The 17,246-nt window shown below is 36.0% G+C and carries 15 protein-coding genes; 13 read left to right on the top strand and 2 right to left on the bottom strand.

The genetic code is table 11. The features are described from left to right. Positions 1-15 precede the first annotated feature (15 nt). Positions 16-1,257 (bottom strand): nucleotidyltransferase, encoded by a 1,242-nt coding sequence (locus SB773_RS09815; RefSeq protein WP_410589795.1) that lies wholly within the window; start codon positions 1,255-1,257, stop codon positions 16-18. Between the two features lie 153 nt (positions 1,258-1,410). Between SB773_RS09815 and SB773_RS09820 the strand changes: the two genes are divergently transcribed. The 3 genes from SB773_RS09820 (at position 1,411) to SB773_RS09830 (ending at position 2,783) form a co-directional block, all read left to right on the top strand. Beyond that, positions 1,411-1,911: a YceD family protein gene (locus tag SB773_RS09820; RefSeq protein ID WP_002014753.1), complete on the top strand. Its 501-nt coding sequence runs from the start codon at positions 1,411-1,413 to the stop codon at positions 1,909-1,911. Positions 1,912-1,972: 61 nt separating this feature from the next. Then, positions 1,973-2,146, top strand: a complete 174-nt coding sequence (rpmF, locus tag SB773_RS09825) for a 50S ribosomal protein L32 (RefSeq protein WP_001984764.1) — start codon at positions 1,973-1,975, stop codon at positions 2,144-2,146. A 130-nt stretch (positions 2,147-2,276) separates the two neighbouring features. Further along, a complete protein-coding gene (locus SB773_RS09830; RefSeq protein ID WP_002066865.1) occupies positions 2,277-2,783 on the top strand; it encodes an RsfA family transcriptional regulator in 507 nt (168 codons plus the stop codon). A gap of 33 nt (positions 2,784-2,816) precedes the next feature. Here SB773_RS09830 and SB773_RS09835 read toward each other — a convergent pair whose 3' ends face one another. Further along, positions 2,817-3,290: an N-acetyltransferase gene (locus SB773_RS09835; protein ID WP_002014751.1), complete on the bottom strand. Its 474-nt coding sequence runs from the start codon at positions 3,288-3,290 to the stop codon at positions 2,817-2,819. A gap of 295 nt (positions 3,291-3,585) precedes the next feature. Between SB773_RS09835 and panE the strand changes: the two genes are divergently transcribed. The 10 genes from panE (at position 3,586) to spoVE (ending at position 17,235) form a co-directional block, all read left to right on the top strand. Then, complete coding sequence (gene panE, locus SB773_RS09840) at positions 3,586-4,473, top strand: 2-dehydropantoate 2-reductase (RefSeq protein ID WP_002128863.1); 888 nt, start codon at positions 3,586-3,588, stop codon at positions 4,471-4,473. Positions 4,474-4,552: 79 nt separating this feature from the next. After that, positions 4,553-6,169 carry a bacillithiol biosynthesis cysteine-adding enzyme BshC gene (gene bshC / locus SB773_RS09845; RefSeq protein ID WP_410589708.1) on the top strand — a complete coding sequence of 539 codons (1,617 nt, stop codon included), beginning with the start codon at positions 4,553-4,555 and terminating at the stop codon, positions 6,167-6,169. A gap of 366 nt (positions 6,170-6,535) precedes the next feature. Next, the gene (gene rsmH, locus SB773_RS09850; protein WP_002014746.1) at positions 6,536-7,468 is read left to right on the top strand and encodes a 16S rRNA (cytosine(1402)-N(4))-methyltransferase RsmH; all 933 of its coding nucleotides are present in this window, start codon (positions 6,536-6,538) and stop codon (positions 7,466-7,468) included. Between the two features lie 15 nt (positions 7,469-7,483). Continuing rightward, complete coding sequence (gene ftsL, locus SB773_RS09855; protein WP_002014745.1) at positions 7,484-7,846, top strand: cell division protein FtsL; 363 nt, start codon at positions 7,484-7,486, stop codon at positions 7,844-7,846. 22 nt (positions 7,847-7,868) lie between these two features. Next, on the top strand, positions 7,869-10,019 hold the full coding sequence (locus tag SB773_RS09860) for a penicillin-binding protein (RefSeq protein WP_486304293.1): 2,151 nt from the start codon (positions 7,869-7,871) through the stop codon (positions 10,017-10,019). 81 nt (positions 10,020-10,100) lie between these two features. Next, a complete protein-coding gene (locus tag SB773_RS09865; RefSeq protein ID WP_002014741.1) occupies positions 10,101-12,017 on the top strand; it encodes a stage V sporulation protein D in 1,917 nt (638 codons plus the stop codon). A 210-nt stretch (positions 12,018-12,227) separates the two neighbouring features. Continuing rightward, a complete protein-coding gene (locus SB773_RS09870) occupies positions 12,228-13,703 on the top strand; it encodes a UDP-N-acetylmuramoyl-L-alanyl-D-glutamate--2,6-diaminopimelate ligase (RefSeq protein ID WP_410589712.1) in 1,476 nt (491 codons plus the stop codon). Between the two features lie 22 nt (positions 13,704-13,725). Then, positions 13,726-14,700, top strand: coding sequence for a phospho-N-acetylmuramoyl-pentapeptide-transferase (mraY, locus tag SB773_RS09875; RefSeq protein WP_002014738.1), 975 nt, complete (start codon positions 13,726-13,728; stop codon positions 14,698-14,700). Further along, positions 14,701-16,053, top strand: coding sequence for a UDP-N-acetylmuramoyl-L-alanine--D-glutamate ligase (gene murD, locus SB773_RS09880; RefSeq protein WP_012261608.1), 1,353 nt, complete (start codon positions 14,701-14,703; stop codon positions 16,051-16,053). It abuts the gene before it with no gap. A gap of 90 nt (positions 16,054-16,143) precedes the next feature. Further along, a complete protein-coding gene (gene spoVE, locus SB773_RS09885; protein ID WP_002014736.1) occupies positions 16,144-17,235 on the top strand; it encodes a stage V sporulation protein E in 1,092 nt (363 codons plus the stop codon). The last annotated feature ends 11 nt before the right edge of the window (positions 17,236-17,246 follow it).

The raw sequence follows: 17,246 nt of genomic DNA on the forward strand, positions 1-17,246 counted from the left end.
GAAGAGAGGTTTTTCTTATAGGAATTTTTTCATTATTTCATCATAACGAATTGGATGATGCGTTGCGTCTTGTTTTAGCAGTTGTGTCCGCAAAGGTTCTTGCATTATGGAGAAATATACAGCATTTGATTTTCGTTCTATGTCTAAAGTTGGATGTTCGAATGTTTTTGTATGAGTAAGGATTGGGAGTTCTATTTTTTTCTTATTTCTAGAAAGATAAGTTTGTCCTTTTTGTGACATTCCGAGAAGACGGATATACGGCGCATGTTGCTCTATATTTGCTTTGTGTATTTCTTCCTTCGTTGTATTTGTTAAAATATGTGTACAAGCTCTTTGCAATCTAGTCCATGTATAACGTTTTGTTTTTAATGCTTCCATGAATGAATAGAAAGATGAACTGTTTTGTATTTTTGATAAAATACGATGCTCTAAACCTTCTTCCATTTCATATATATGTTGTAAGTCCTCTGAAGACATCGTCATAAGTTTGTATTTAAAAAATGAAAAGTATTTTTCCCAGTTATGTAACGTCCCGTAGTTTTGCTTGTAGTTTTCTAAAAGAGAAGCAGTCATTTTCGGGATAAAAGGCTCAATAGTTGTAGAGGAACTGTTTTCATTAAATAGCTGTTTGCGAATACTTGTTGCACTTGCAATATGTTGATCGTGAAATGTTTCATCATGATAATGAGAGGCGAATCTTTTTATAGTTTGTGCTTGCATCGAACTGTTTTGTAAGAGAATTGCTTTAATGTACTGTAAGCCTAAAATGTTATTTGGTTGTGACATATCTACGTTTTTTTCGGGTGGTAAGATATGTAGAAAGGCTTCAGATGTAGCTTTTGCATAACTATTACCTGCATTCATAAATTGCTTCACAAGACGATTAAAAGTCTCTTCTTCATTTTTTTGTATAGCGATGGTATTGTAGAAATTTTCAGCTTGTCCATCTTCACTACCGAAACAAATTTCAGAAACACCAAGGGCGTTTAAAATCGAAATTGCGCCATTTGCGAAAGTTTCGGCCTTTTGTGTTGCGAATGCATATGGAAGCTCTACAACGAGGTCTACGCCGTTTGTTAAGGCCATTTTGGTACGATACCATTTGGAGATGAGTGCGGGCTCACCACGCTGCAAAAAAGGACCACTCATAACGGCGATAATAATATCAGACTGTGTTAACTTTTTTGTTTGTTGCACATGATAAGCATGACCGTTATGAAAAGGGTTATATTCAACAACAATACCACTGGATTTTATGGTAATCTCTCCTTTCGATGTAGCATCTTTTTGGAAAACGTGATAGTCTATATATTATTTCCTATGATGACTTCATTATAGTGTAAAGAAAAAACATTGACAAATATAAAATGGCTAGCTATAATTTTGTTTGTTGCCTTGAGGTGATATGATATGAAATGGTCCATCCATCAATTGAATAAATTGAGAAATAAAGGATTGACATTAAATGAAATGGTAGATGTAAGTGAGCTAAAAGAGGTCGAGAAAGATATTCGTGAAATTAATCCTGCTCATGTAACAGGAAGAGTTGATTTTGGCTCCGGTAAGTTTACGTTTCATCTACATATAACTGGAAGCATGGTTTTACCATGTTCTCGCTCTTTAGTAGATGTGACATTACCATTTGACATTAAAACAACTGAGGTGTTCCAAACTTCGGAAGAAGAATTTGAAACAGAAGCTGAAATTCATTGTTTAGAAGGAGAAGTACTTGACTTACTGCCCGTAATCAAGGAAAATATACTTTTGGAGATTCCAATGCAAATTTTCAGTGATGATGTTTCTGGTGGAGCACCGATGCAAGGTCAAGACTGGCAAGTGATTTCGGAAGAAAACAAAGAAAAGACTGTTGATCCACGATTAGCAGGACTTGCAAAGTTTTTTGACAAATAATCGGAAGACTGGTTTAGGCCTTCATATGAAAATAACTATTTCTTTTAAGGAGGTGGGAAGAATGGCTGTACCTTTTAGAAGAACTTCTAAAACAGTAAAAAGAAAGCGTCGTACGCATTTCAAATTATCAGTACCTGGTATGGTAGAGTGCCCAAGCTGTGGTGAAGCGAAATTAGCTCACCGTGTATGTAAAGCATGCGGTACTTACAAAGGTAAAGAAGTAATCAGCAAGTAATTGCGGGAAAATAAACGTAGAAGATATCTTCTACGTTTATTTTTTTTTGTCTTATTCTTTATTTGTTGTATTCTATCTTTTCTAGTAACTGCATATGCTTAATAAAAAATGCATAGGGAGGACTAGAGAGATGGCGACAACAAGACAAGATGCTTGGACTGATGATGAAGATTTGCTTCTGGCAGAAGTAGTACTCCGGCATATTCAAGAAGGTGGAACGCAACTTTCTGCCTTTAAAGAAGTGGGGAGACATTTGTCTCGCACACCAGCAGCATGTGGATTTAGGTGGAATTCTTATGTTAGAAAGCAATACAAAGAACGTATTGAAGAAGCAAAGCAACTTCGTAAAGTAGAAAATTATGAAGTGAAAGAGACAAAGGTATTAGAGCCTACATCAATTACATTGAATGATGTTATTGAATTCTTGCGGAATTATAAAGATGAAAGCTCTTTAATGGTGTTGCAACAACAAATTGAATCGTTACAAACAGAGAAAGAACGTCTTCTGGAGCGATTATCAGTATATGAGGAAGAATATAGAACATTACTTGATTATATCGATCAAAAAAGAAGTGTAATGGTAGCGGAAAGAAATGGCGCTCGCTCGAATGGAGAATTAGAAAAATTAAAGAAATAAAAACAGCTGCGTAACAGCTGTTTTTTTTGTTTCTTATGCAGATTCTTCGTTTGTAATCGCATTCGAATTTGTTTCTGGATGCCAAATATAAAAATCACCATCAGTTACTGATACTGGCTGGAAACTTAATTTATCCCAAAAACCAGATGACTGGATACGTGCTATCGTTTTAATTGGGAATTGTAGTTGTTTCGCATAATTAACAAGCATTTGTCCGAATCCTTGTTTTTGAAAAGTCGGCAATACTTCAAGTTTATAAAGTTCTAGGTAAGTACCTGTAATTTCAAATGGTTCTCCACCGTTCCTTTTCATATATAGACTCATACGTGCGATTAGCGATCCACCATAATAAATACCGTAAAATGGAGACTCACTATCATTTTCAATAATGTTTGCTTGTAATTCTTCCAACATGGATAGTTCTTGAGCTCCGCACCCTTTAAATTTTTTAAATTCATCTAATGTTTTATAATTGATGAGCAAGCGTTCAACTTTTGGGAATCCCATTACATCACGTCCTTTTCTTATCTTGTTGAATGCAGAAAAGTTAAAATATTTATAATAATATTATAACTCATTTTTAAATTTTTATGAAGAAGATAGAATATTTCTTTCATTATTTTTTTGAGGATTTGCTAAACTAAGAATAGAATTATGTATATAGGTAGCATATACGTAGTGAAAGAAGAGGTTGCATTTGTTAAAAGATAATTGAATCCTCAACTATGTAATTGTAATTTAATAAGATATAAAGGGGGAAAGGCAAGGGAACTTATATCACTTGTTAATATGAGTTCTTTGTGTGAAGATGAAAATTGGAATTGTTGGACCGGGAGCTATTGGTCTCCTATATACATTTTATTTACAAAAAAGTAATCAAGATGTTACGTTGTTTACAAGAAACGATAAGCAAGCAGAAGAATTAAACTTAACGGGTGTAACTTGTATTAGGAATGGAGAACGTGAAACGGTATTTCCATCTATTTTACCGATAGAAAGTATGCTGGATAAACAGTTAGATTATACATTTATTGCTGTAAAGCAATATCATGTAACTGATATATTACCTTTTGTGCAGGGAGAATCGTCATTAATCTTTTTGCAAAATGGAATGTCACATCTTCACGTTATGCAAAAAATAGGAAATGAACGTATAGCAGTCGGGATTGTGGAGCATGGTGCAAAAAAAGAGGATGGACATACAGTTCGTCATACTGGAATAGGTGTTACAAAGTTTGGTGTAGTGCGTGGTCAATCTAGTTGTTTTAAAAAGGTATTTAATTGTTTTCCTTTTGATTATTTTCCGATTCAGATAGAAGATGATTGGAAGGGGATTATGCGTAATAAATTAGTAGTCAATGTATGTATTAATCCGTTGACGGCATTATTGCGGGTTGAGAACGGGGAGTTAATTTCAAACCCGCTTTTTTATCAAATGATGGAGCAAGTATTTCAGGAAGTTGCATTTCTTGTTAAAGAAGAAGATAAGGAAATGCTATGGAAAATGGTATGCCAAGTATGTGAAAAAACATCCCATAATACTTCATCTATGTTAGCGGACGTAAGAGCGAATAGACAAACGGAAGTTAATGCGATTGTTGGATATGTATTAGAAGAAGCTAAGGAACAACAACAATCTGTTCCGACACTTCGATTTTTGTTCAATGCAATAAAAGGAATGGAATTATAAGTGTTTTTCTTTGCTTTTACGTGAAACATTGAATACAATGTGGGTTGGTGAGAGAACAGGATACGAAAGGAAGAATTATATGGAGATAAAAGAAATCTCTGTTCCACTACAAGGTGTTGTAGCGGACTATATGAACGGTAAAAAAGAGATACAGTCATGTTTTGATTATCTGTTAACAGAGGATGCTTTTAAACAGCGTTTACATGATTTACGTGAGAGAGAATTTTTCCGTCAAGATTTAGTAACGCATTTATTAGAATATAATACACAATTGCAAGCGGGAGAATTTACAATTCAAAATATAAAAGCGCTTGAAGATGAAAATACATATGTAGTTATAGCTGGACAACAAGCTGGGTTATTAACTGGTCCGCTTTATACAGTTCATAAGATCATTTCAATTTTACAGCTTGCAAAAGAAAAAGAAGAGAGCTTAGGGGTTCGGGTTGTTCCTGTCTTTTGGATTGCTGGTGAAGACCATGATATGGATGAAATTAATCATACATTTGTAACGAAAAATAAAAAAATAAAAAAGACCATTTTTCATGATCGTTATCCGAAAAAGGCGAGTGCTTCTGATTCTGAGTTTTCTATTGAAGACTGTAGAAAATGGGTCGAAGAGATTTTTAAAACATATCCGGAAACGAATTTTACAAAGGATGTATTACAATTTGTTGATGATGCTTTAGGTAAATCGCATACATATGTAGATTTCTTTGCGCACCTTATTACGAAAATGTTCGCAAATTCTGGTTTAATTCTTGTAGATTCACATCATCCTGCATTAAGAAAATTAGAAGTGCCGTTTTTACAACAAATTATAAGTAAATATAAAGAAATTCAAGTAGGGCTTCGTAATCAACAGGAAGTACTTAAGGAATTAGGATTTAAACCGATTATTGAAACGAAGACAAATGCAGTGCATATATTTATGGAAATTGATAATGAGCGAGTATTGCTTGAAGAGAATCAAGGGAAGTTTATTGGAAAAGATGGAGTGCATTCATTTTCGTATGAAGAATTGATGGAAGAGATGGAAAGAAGTCCAGAACGTTTTAGTAATAATGTTGTAACGCGCCCTCTTATGCAAGAATATGTGTTTCCTACGTTAGCGTTTATTGGCGGTCCAGGGGAGTTAGCTTATTGGAGTGAATTGCAACAAGTGTTTCATACGGTAGGTTTCCAAATGCCACCTGTTGTTCCGCGGCTTACAATTACTTATATGGAGCGAGATATAGCGACAGATTTATATGATTTAGATTTGCAAGAAATTGATCCATTTCTAAATAATATAGATAATCTGCGTGACAATTGGCTTTCTAATCAAATAGAGGAACCGATAGACGAGCGATTTATAGAAGCGAAAAAAGAAATAATGGATATTCATACATCATTACAACAATTCGTGAAAAAAATAGATCCAGGGTTAAATGAGTTTGCGGGGAAAAATGAACTGAAAATTAATGAGCAAATTGAACTGTTAGAAAAAATGTTGAAAAGAAATGTTGAGAAGAAACATGAGGTTCAACTGAATAAATTCCGCCGTTTACAATTCGCGCTTCGTCCATTAGGAGCACCGCAAGAACGTGTGTGGAATGTGTGTTATTATTTAAATCAGTTCGGCCTTGATTTTGTTGACCGGGTAATGGAACAATCTTTTTCGTGGGATGGAAAACATCATGTAATAAAACTATAGAATCTTGCTCTTTTGAGCAGGATTTTATTTTTATTCTGTTGAATTAACTGTGAAGTGAAATATTTCTGAATTATCCATCTTATGTTAATGTAATGAATCGCTATGTATCAGGTATATATATATGACAAAATAGCACAAAATGTAAACGGATTAATATCTTTTTCGACAGGTTTTTGTTTAAATTCCCGCAAAAAATGATAAAATTTAGTATATAATAAAATAAAATAGCGATTTGTATAGCGTACTACCTTGTTGGAAGTTAAATGAGTCGTTCTTTAGTAGCATTTCATCCTCTAGTAGTAAATTGTGTTTGTAGAGTGAGAAATGTATTTAACATAATTAATTGGAAAAAGAGTAGGTGCAGCAATGTTCAAACACGTAACAGTACTTTTGAAAGAAACAGTAGATGGCTTAGATATAAAACCGAGTGGTACATATGTAGATTGTACACTGGGTGGAGGAGGACATAGTTCTTATTTATTATCTCAGCTAACAGATGGTGGAAAGTTAATAGCATTTGATCAAGATGAAATAGCGATTCAAAATGCGAAGGAAAAATTTTCTTCTTATGGTGAACAATTTGTAACAGTGAAGAGCAACTTCCGTTATTTATCTGAAAAACTACATGAATTAGGTATCACAGAAGTAGACGGGATTTTATTCGATTTAGGTGTTTCATCCCCACAATTAGATACACCAGAGCGTGGCTTTAGTTATCATCATGATGCACCGTTAGATATGCGGATGGATCAAGATGCCCCATTAACAGCATATGATGTTGTGAACAGCTGGTCATATGAACAACTCGTAAGAATTTTCTTCCAATACGGAGAAGAAAAATTTTCAAAGCAAATAACAAGGAAAATTGAAGCTTATCGCGAGAATAAGGCTATTGAAACGACAGGAGAATTAGTGGAATTAATTAAAGAAGGTATTCCAGCTCCGGCACGTAGAACAGGTGGACATCCTGCGAAGCGAGTATTTCAAGCGATTCGTATTGCTGTAAATGATGAATTAAAAGTATTTGAAGAAGCGTTGGAATCTGCAATTGATATGGTCAAGCCTGGTGGAAGAGTTAGTGTTATAACATTCCATTCTTTAGAAGATCGTATTTGTAAAACGACGTTTAAGCGAAATAGCACAACGCCGCAATTACCACAGGGACTACCGATTATTCCGGATGAATTTAAGCCGAAATTAAAGCTTATTACAAGGAAACCGATTTTACCTTCTGACATTGAATTAGAAGAAAATAATCGAGCGCGTTCTGCGAAGTTGAGAATCGCTGAAAAACGATAAAAAGGAGAGAGAGGTATGACTAATTTAGCTGTAAAGTATAAACAACAGGCGCAAGAAGAGGTACAAATTCAAGCGCCGCCACAGCAGATGGTTAAGCCAAAAGTTAAAACGAAAATTACAAGAATTGAAAAGCTATTGTACGTAACGTTTATTGGATTTTTATTATATGCTTGTGTAGCTTTTATTGGGAATAAAGCGGGTCTATATCAAGTTAATGTAGAAGCAGCGACGATAGAAGAACAAATTGTGAAAAAACAAAAGGAAAATCAAGAATTGCAGGCTGAAGTAGAGAAGTTAAGTCGTTATGAACGTATCGCTGAAGTTGCAAAAAAACACGGGCTAGAAATTAATGCGAATAATGTGAAAGGCCTAAAGTAAGGCAAATAGGTGTGAAGAAAAGATGAAGAGAAATATGACCAAATTTCATACCAATAAGGGAGCAGGTTATTTTATGATATTTTTCCTCCTGCTCTTTTTGCTGTTATTAGCCCGATTTTTTTACATACAAGTAACAGGAACAGTGGACAATCATGATTTGAAAAAACTTGCTGAACAGAAACATAGTAAAAAAGGTGTTCTCGAAGCGAATCGAGGAACAATTTATGACCAAAATGGTCATGTGCTAGCGCAAGATGCAAATTCTTATAAACTTGTAGCCGAGTTAAAAGGGGCTAACGCCGTTAAGGATAAAGAGGATACTGCAAAGAAAATCGCAGGAGTACTCGGAAAAGATGAAGATAAAATTTTAGCTACTTTAAATAAAGAAGGCAAAAGTCAAGTGGAATTTGGAACATTGGGTAAGGACTTGACGAAAGAAAAGAAAGAACAAATAGAAGCATTGAAATTGCCGGGAATATCTTTTATTACCGAAAATGCGAGAGTTTATCCAAACGGTGATTTTGCATCTTACGTCATAGGTCATGCGAAACCTGATGAAAATGGAATCTCAGTCGGTCAATTTGGCTTAGAAAAGAGTTTGGATAAATATTTAGGTGCTTCTAATGGTGAGGTAGCTTATACAGGTGACCGTAAAGGAGTATCTCTTGACGGTGGGAAAGTGAATGTAAAGGCACCTAAAAATGGAGATAATGTGTATTTAACGCTTGACCAACGTATTCAAAGTTATTTAGAAGACGCAATGAAAGAAGCGAGTAAACATTATGAACCAGAAAATTTAATAGGGATTGTTGCGGATCCGAAGACAGGGAAAATATTAGCGATGTCTAGTAAACCTAGTTATGATCCTAATGATCGTCAAATTAAATATTTCTTCAACGACGCCATTGCAAATGCGTTTGAACCGGGATCAACAATGAAAATTTTCACATTAGCGGCGGCCATTAATGAAGGTGTATACAATGGGCAAGACTTTTATCAGTCTGGTACATATCAAGTTGGTAATCGCAAAATAAAAGATCATAACGGCGGTGCTGGATGGGGTTCTATTACTTTTGATGAAGGGGTAGAGCGATCTTCAAACGTAGCGTTCGCAATTTTAGGGGATCAAAAACTTGGTCCAGAGCGTTTTCGAAAATATATTCACAGTTTTGGATTAGATGAAAAAACAAACATTGATTTATCTGGTGAAGGGTCAAATACAATTTTATTTGATCAACAAATACAACAAGTAACAACGGCATTTGGACAAGGTTCTACAGTTACACCAATTCAACTTGTACAAGCTGCAACAGCGATTGCAAATGATGGGAAAATGATGAAACCTTATACAATTGATAAAATTGTGGATCCAATAACAGGTAAAGTACAGCTAGAGCATAAACCAAAAGAAGTAGGGAAACCTGTTTCCAAAGAGACAGCAGCGCAAGTAAGGCAATTACTAGAACGTGTTGTTACATCACCGAAAGGAACAGGAACTGCATATAAAGTTGATGGGTACTCAGTCGGGGGGAAAACAGGTACAGCGCAAATTCCTGACGGGAAAGGTGGCTATATGACGGGAAGAGAGAATTATATATTCTCATTCTTAGGTATGGCACCGATGGACGATCCGCAACTTGTTGTGTATGTGTCCGTTAAACAACCAAAATTAAAAGATGATGAAAACGGGGCTAAACCTTTAGCAGATATCTTTAAATATGTAACGAAAAATAGCTTAGAGTACTTAAAGATTAAGCCGAATGAAGTAAAAGACCCGAAAAAATATGTGAAAGAACAACAAACTGTCGTTCCAGATGTAACCGGAAAAACGATGGAAGAAGCGAAAAAAACAATTGATAAAGCAAAACTTCGTCCAATCGTATTAGGTGAAGGGAAAGTGCAGCAGCAAGTGCCAAAAGCAACTGAACAAACATTAAAGGGTGATCGAGTCTTCTTAGTAGGAGATAAACCTACAATGCCAAATATACAGGGATGGGCACTGCGTGATGTTATGAATTTAGCAAAAACATTAAAGCTTAACTTAAAACCTTCTGGTACAGGATATGTAACTGAGCAAAGTGTAGCGGAAGGGACTTTGTTGCAACCTGGTACAGAATTAGGTGTAACACTCGTACCACCACTTGAACCGCAGCAAGAAGCAGAAAAGCCATAATGGTAATAGGGAAGAAGTTCTAATTAAATAAGTACAAGCATATATTGGAACAAGCTAGGCGTAAGGGAGGCTTGTTCCAATATGCGTGTATCAAATGTAACAGTTAGAAAACGACTTATTTTTATACTTATATCGGGTATACTCATTTTCACCATTATCGATATTCGTCTTGGATATGTGCAATTTTTTCTTGGAAATATGTTAACGGATCGTGCGAAGGATTCATGGAGTCGTAATATTACTTTTGAACCAGAGCGAGGGAAAATTTTAGATCGAAATGGTGTGGAGCTTGCTACGAATAAAAGTGCACCGACCGTCTTTGTTGTGCCGAGGCAAATTGAAAAACCAGCAGAGACTGCAGAGAAGTTAGCTGCAGTATTAGGTGTGGAAAAAGATGATGTTTATAAGCGGATTACAAAAAAAGAATCGATTGTAAGGCTTGATAAAGGCGGAAGGAAAATATCGCATGACAAAGCGAAAGAAGTACGCGGATTAAGTTTAAAGGGTGTGTACATCGCAGAGGATTCTATCCGGTACTATCCATTCGGTAATTTTTTATCACACGTATTAGGATTTGCGGGCAGTGATAATCAAGGGCTTATGGGACTAGAGAAATATTATGATAAAGAGCTAAATGGTGATAAAGGTCATGTGCGATTTTTTGCAGACGCGAAAGGACAGAGAATGCCTAACGTTGGAGATGATTTCAAAAAACCAGAAGCCGGCTTGAATTTAGGATTAACAATTGATTCACGCATTACGAGGATTATGGAAAGAGAAATGAATATTGCGGAATCAACGTACAATCCTGACGGTATGATAGCAATTGCAATGAATCCGAAAAATGGTGAAATTTTAGGTATGTCAAGTCGACCAAGTTTTGATCCAGCAGATTTCCAAAGTGTTTCTCCGGAAGTATATAACAGAAACTTACCTGTATGGAGTACGTATGAGCCGGGGTCAACATTTAAGATTATTACATTAGCTGCAGCCTTGAATGAAAATTTAGTAGACTTAGAGAAAGATACATTTTATGATGATGGGGCAGCTGAAGTTGGTGGAGCTAGATTGCGGTGTTGGAAAGCTGGAGGCCATGGTAGCCAAACGTTTTTAGAGGTAGTTCAAAACTCTTGTAACCCAGGATTTATTGAACTCGGTGATCGTCTTGGTAAAGATCGATTGTTTAAATACATTCGCAATTTCGGGTTTGGACAGAAGACCGGAATTGATTTACAAGGTGAAGGTAGCGGGATTTTATTTAATTTAGATAAAGTTGGTCCAGTCGAGCAAGCGACGACTTCATTTGGGCAAGGTGTTTCTGTTACACCGATTCAACAAGTAGCAGCTGTAGCAGCCGCTGTAAATGGTGGAACTTTGTATCAGCCATATATAGCGAAGGAATTTATTGATCCGAAGAATAATCAAGTTGTCAGCAAAAAGACACCTGTTGCGAAAAGGGAAGTTATTTCCAAGGAAACTTCAGAGAAAGTTCGTTACGCATTAGAGAATGTTGTAGCGAAAGGTTCGGGTAAAGGGGCTTATATTGATGGATATCGTGTAGGTGGAAAAACTGGAACTGCTCAAAAGGTGAAAGATGGAAAATATTTAGATAATAACTATATTGTATCATTTATCGGTTTTGCTCCAGCTGACGATCCGCAAATTGTTGTTTATGTAGCAGTGGATAATCCAAAAGGAGTCACTCAATTTGGTGGAGTTGTAGCAGCACCTATTGTTGGGAATATTCTTCGTGACGCACTTCCTGTAATGGGAGTGGAACCGAGAAAAGAGCAAGTTGAGAAAGAATATAAATGGGGCGATACACCAACTGTGGAAGTTCCGAATTTAATTGGTATGAAAAAGAAAGATTTACAAACGCAACTTGTAGACTTGAAGCTTGATATAAGTGGTGATGGTGGGAAAGTAATTAAACAATCACCAGAAGCCGGAGCTAAAGTAAAAGAGGGTTCAAAAGTTAGAATTTACTTCGGGAATTAAAGGTAACTGATTGTGTTTTATGGTACAATTGGTGGAAGTGAGTTCTTTATAGAAAAATTGCTTTACTTGAGACGATAAGTGTCTCATTAATAAATAAATCTATTGATTAGACTATAGTAGCACTTACCTCCTATTTTTATATAACTAGGAGGTAACGTGTTACTTGCTAAAATAAGAGATAAATAAACAATGTAGAGAGGGTTTAGTGAAATGAAGTTGCATACACTTGTATCATGTTTGCATGATTTTCCAGTTGTTCCAACAGAAAATCCAGAAATAACATCTATTGAAGCGGATTCACGTAAAGTGAAAGAGGGAAGCTTATTTATATGTATGAAAGGATATACGGTTGATAGCCATGACTTTGCTAAGCAAGCAGCCGCACAAGGAGCGGCTGCTATTGTTGCGGAAAGACCAATTGATGTTGACGTTCCAGTTGTACTTGTGAAAAATACTTTTCGTTCGCTAGCGGTTTTAGCTGATTATTTTTATGGCCAACCAACACACAAGTTACATTTAATCGGTATTACAGGTACAAATGGAAAGACAACAACATCGCATATTATGGATGAAATTATGCGCGCACATGGTCATAAAACAGGGCTAATTGGAACGATTAATATGAAAATCGGTGATGAAACATTTGAGGTGAAAAATACAACACCAGATGCACTAACACTTCAACAGACATTTTCAAAAATGGTTGAACAAGGTGTGGATAGCACAGTAATGGAAGTTTCGTCTCATGCTTTAGATCTTGGCCGTGTACACGGGTGCGATTATGATGTTGCAGTATTTACGAATTTAACACAAGATCATTTAGACTATCATAAAACGATGGAAGAATATAAACATGCGAAAGGGTTGCTTTTCGCACAGCTTGGCAATAGTTATCATCATAATCGTGAAAAATACGCTATATTAAACAGTGATGATCCAGTAGCAGAAGAGTATATGAGAAGTACAGCAGCTACTGTTGTAACATACGGTATAGATGTTGCAAGCGACATTATGGCACGAGATATCGTAATGACGAGTGGCGGTACAACATTTACACTTGTAACACCGTATGAAACTGTAAATGTTAAGATGAAATTAATTGGTAAGTTTAATGTATACAACGTGTTAGCTGCTACAGCAGCAGGTCTTGTTTCAGGAGTGAGCTTACAAACAATTATTGATGTAATTAAAGAGCTTGCTGGCGTTCCTGGACGTTTTGAAGTTGTTGATGGTGGACAAAATTACACAGTTATTGTTGACTATGCGCATACACCTGATAGCTTAGAGAACGTACTAAAAACAGCAAAACAGTTTGCAAAAGGCGATGTATATTGTATCGTTGGTTGCGGTGGTGATAGAGATAGAACGAAAAGACCAATAATGGCAAGTGTCGCAACCGAATATGCAACTCACGCAATTTATACATCAGATAATCCAAGAAGTGAAGATCCGAAGGCTATTTTAGATGATATGGTAAATGATGTAAATGGGAATAATTATGAAGTAATTGTCGATCGAAAAGAAGCAATACGTTCCGCTATCTCGAAAGTGAAAGCAGAAGATATTATTATTATTGCTGGTAAAGGGCATGAAACGTATCAAATTATTGGTAAAGAAGTTCATCATTTTGACGATCGTGAAGTTGCTAAAGAAGCAATCACGGAGCGTTTAAACAACGAAGTGTAACAGCATGAGAGGAGGACTACATGTGCTTGAACAAGGTTTATTAGTAACGGCTGGGGTAGCATTCTTAATTTCTGTTGCCCTTTCGCCATTATTTATTCCATTTTTAAGAAAGTTAAAGTTCGGACAGAGTATTCGTGACGAAGGACCGAAGTCACACCAAAAGAAATCAGGGACACCAACGATGGGTGGTATTGTCATATATGTATCTATGATGGTGACTACGCTTATTATGGCGATTAAATTTAACAATTTAGGTGCAGAAGTATCATTGTTATTATTAGTTACATTTGGGTACGGATTAATCGGATTTTTAGATGACTACATAAAAGTAGTAAAGAAAAGAAATCTTGGTTTAACATCAAAACAAAAATTGATTGGTCAGCTTGTAATTGCTATTGCGTTCTTTTTAATTGGAAAAGGGCAAGCATTTCACACGTATATCATGATTCCAGGAACTGATGTTAAATTTGAATTAGGCTGGGCGTATTTTGTTCTCGTATTATTTATGCTTATTGGTGGATCAAATGCGGTTAATTTAACAGATGGTTTAGATGGTTTATTATCAGGAACAGCTGCTATTGCATTCGGAGCATTTAGTATTATTGCTGTAGCTCAAGAACAATTTGGGGTAGCGATTTTCTGTATGGCAGTCGTAGGAGCTGTACTTGGCTTTTTAGTATTCAATGCGAATCCAGCGAAAGTATTTATGGGGGATACTGGTTCTCTAGCTTTAGGTGGTGCTATCGCAGCTGTAGCGATTTTGTTAAAACAAGAATTGTTACTCGTTATTATTGGCGGTGTATTCGTAGCGGAAACTTTATCTGTTATTATCCAAGTTATTTCGTTCAAAACAACAGGAAAGCGTGTCTTTAAAATGAGTCCACTACATCATCATTATGAATTATGTGGTTGGTCAGAGTGGCGCGTTGTTGTAACGTTTTGGTCTGTAGGATTTTTATTAGCTGTGCTAGGAATTTATATCGGGGTGTGGATGTAATTGAAAACTGTAACTGAATATCAAAATAAAAATGTTCTTGTATTAGGTATTGCTAAAAGTGGTTATGCAGCAGCTACTTTATTAAAAAAATTAGGGGCAAACGTCATTGTAAATGATGGGAAACCATTAGCGGGTAATGTGCTTGCAGCTGAGTTACAAGCGGAAGGAATGGATGTTGTGTGTGGTGGGCATCCATTAGAATTGCTGGAGAGAAACATTTCACTTGTCGTAAAAAATCCAGGAATTCCATATTCTAATCCACTCTTAGTGGCGGCGAAAGAAAAACAAATTCCAATTGTAACTGAGGTTGAATTAGCATATTCCATTTCAGCAGCACCGTTTGTTGGGATTACGGGATCTAACGGTAAAACAACAACGACAATGTTAACGTTTGAAATGTTAAAAGAAGGACAAAAGCACCCAGTTATTGCGGGGAATATAGGTACTGTAGCTTGTGAAGTTGCACAATTGGCGAAAGAAAATGAAGTTGTCGTTACGGAACTTTCATCGTTTCAATTGATGGGAGTGGAATCGTTCCAACCAAAAATTGCAGCCTTTTTAAATTTATTTGAAGCGCATTTAGATTATCACGGGACGAAGAAAGAGTATGGTTTGGCGAAAGCGAATATTTTCAAAAACCAAACTGAAACAGATTATAGTATAATTAACGCAGATGATGCAGATGTCATGGCGTTATCGGCATATAGTAAAGGACAGAAAGTATTATTTTCGACGACGAAAGAAATTGAAGATGGTGCGTATATAAAAGATAACGCTCTTTATTTTAAAGGCGAAAAAGTAGTTAAAGTAAGTGATATTGTTTTACCTGGTAAGCACAATTTAGAAAATATTTTAGCAGCAATGAGTATTGCTAAATTACTAGGTGTTTCTAATGAAGCAATTACTGCTGTGTTAAAAAGTTTTACAGGTGTAAAACATCGCTTAGAATATGTAACAACGATTAATAATCGTAAATTTTATAATGATTCAAAAGCGACGAATATGCTAGCGACAGAAAAAGCATTATCTGCATTTACACAACCGATTGTATTATTGGCTGGTGGACTTGATCGTGGTAATGAATTTGATGATTTAATTCCATATTTTAAACATGTCAAAGCGATTGTGACATTTGGACAAACTGCACCAAAATTAGTAAGAGCGGCAGAAAAAGCAGGATTAGATGTAATTGAAAGTGTCGATACTTTAGATGATGCAGTAGTGAAAGCTTATGCTCATTCTACCGATGGTGATGTTATTCTTCTTTCACCAGCATGTGCAAGCTGGGATCAATTTAAAACATTTGAAGAAAGAGGAGACATTTTTATACAAGCTGTGCATAAACTTATATAAAGTAAATCAAAACATCAGTAGGCTAACACCTACTGATGTTTTGTTACATAGGGCAAAAGGTTCTGCCCAAAGAGGTGGTGTTCATGGGTAATGAAGAAAACGCCTGATTTTATTCTCATCATCGTTACACTTGCGTTGTTAACAATCGGAATGATTATGGTTTATAGTGCGAGTGCGGTTTGGGCCTCTTATAAAATGGGGGATTCATTCTTTTTTGCAAAAAGACAATTGTTATTTGCAAGTCTTGGGGTAGTAGCTATGTTTTTTCTAATGAAAATTGATTATTGGGTGTGGCGTACGTATTCAAAAGTAATTTTACTAGTTTGTTTCGTTCTTCTTATTCTCGTTCTTATTCCTGGAGTAGGTCTCGTTCGTGGAGGGGCGCGAAGTTGGATTGGAATCGGGGCATTTTCTATCCAACCGTCAGAGTTTATGAAATTCGCGATGATTATTTTCTTAGCAAAATTTTTAGCGGAACGACAAAAATTAATTACATCTTTTAAACGAGGTTTACTACCGGCTCTTAGTTTTGTATTTCTTGCTTTTGGGATAATTATGTTACAGCCAGATCTTGGTACGGGAACGGTAATGATTGGGACATGTATTATTATGATATTTATTTCGGGAGCAAGGGTCTTTCACTTTGCAATGTTTGGTTTGCTTGGTGCAGCGGGATTTGTAGGGTTAATTGCATCAGCGCCATATCGAATGAAACGCATCACATCATATTTAGATCCGTGGTCGGATCCGCTCGGAAGTGGATTTCAAATTATCCAATCGTTACTCGCAATTGGACCTGGTGGTTTATTTGGGCTTGGACTTGGACAAAGTAGACAAAAATTTCTTTATTTACCTGAACCACAAACAGACTTTATATTTGCAATCTTATCCGAGGAATTAGGTTTTATTGGTGGTTCATTTGTGTTATTATTATTTAGTCTATTATTATGGCGTGGGATTCGTATAGCATTAGGAGCGCCAGATTTATATGGTACGTTTTTAGCAGTAGGTATTGTGGCGATGATTGCGATTCAAGTAATGATTAATGTTGGTGTTGTAACAGGACTGATGCCTGTTACGGGTATTACTTTGCCATTTTTAAGTTATGGTGGATCAAGTTTGACCTTAATGTTAATGGCAGTAGGTGTATTATTGAATATAAGTCGCCATTCTCGCTATTAAACCCTGTTTAA

The organism is Bacillus sp. SIMBA_074 (genome assembly GCF_046534555.1).
Classification (GTDB): Bacteria; Bacillota; Bacilli; order Bacillales; family Bacillaceae_G; genus Bacillus_A; species Bacillus_A mycoides.

Bases quoted from the DNA above. Each gene is read 5' to 3' on its own strand.
- SB773_RS09820 (WP_002014753.1), top strand. From the start codon at position 1,411: ATGAAATGGTCCATCCATCAATTGAATAAATTGAGAAATAAAGGATTG.
- rpmF (WP_001984764.1), top strand. From the start codon at position 1,973: ATGGCTGTACCTTTTAGAAGAACTTCTAAAACAGTAAAAAGAAAGCGT.
- SB773_RS09830 (WP_002066865.1), top strand. From the start codon at position 2,277: ATGGCGACAACAAGACAAGATGCTTGGACTGATGATGAAGATTTGCTT.
- SB773_RS09835 (WP_002014751.1), bottom strand. From the start codon at position 3,290: ATGGGATTCCCAAAAGTTGAACGCTTGCTCATCAATTATAAAACATTA.
- bshC (WP_410589708.1), top strand. From the start codon at position 4,553: ATGGAGATAAAAGAAATCTCTGTTCCACTACAAGGTGTTGTAGCGGAC.
- rsmH (WP_002014746.1), top strand. From the start codon at position 6,536: ATGTTCAAACACGTAACAGTACTTTTGAAAGAAACAGTAGATGGCTTA.
- ftsL (WP_002014745.1), top strand. From the start codon at position 7,484: ATGACTAATTTAGCTGTAAAGTATAAACAACAGGCGCAAGAAGAGGTA.
- SB773_RS09860 (WP_486304293.1), top strand. From the start codon at position 7,869: ATGAAGAGAAATATGACCAAATTTCATACCAATAAGGGAGCAGGTTAT.
- SB773_RS09865 (WP_002014741.1), top strand. From the start codon at position 10,101: ATGCGTGTATCAAATGTAACAGTTAGAAAACGACTTATTTTTATACTT.
- SB773_RS09870 (WP_410589712.1), top strand. From the start codon at position 12,228: ATGAAGTTGCATACACTTGTATCATGTTTGCATGATTTTCCAGTTGTT.
- spoVE (WP_002014736.1), top strand. From the start codon at position 16,144: ATGAAGAAAACGCCTGATTTTATTCTCATCATCGTTACACTTGCGTTG.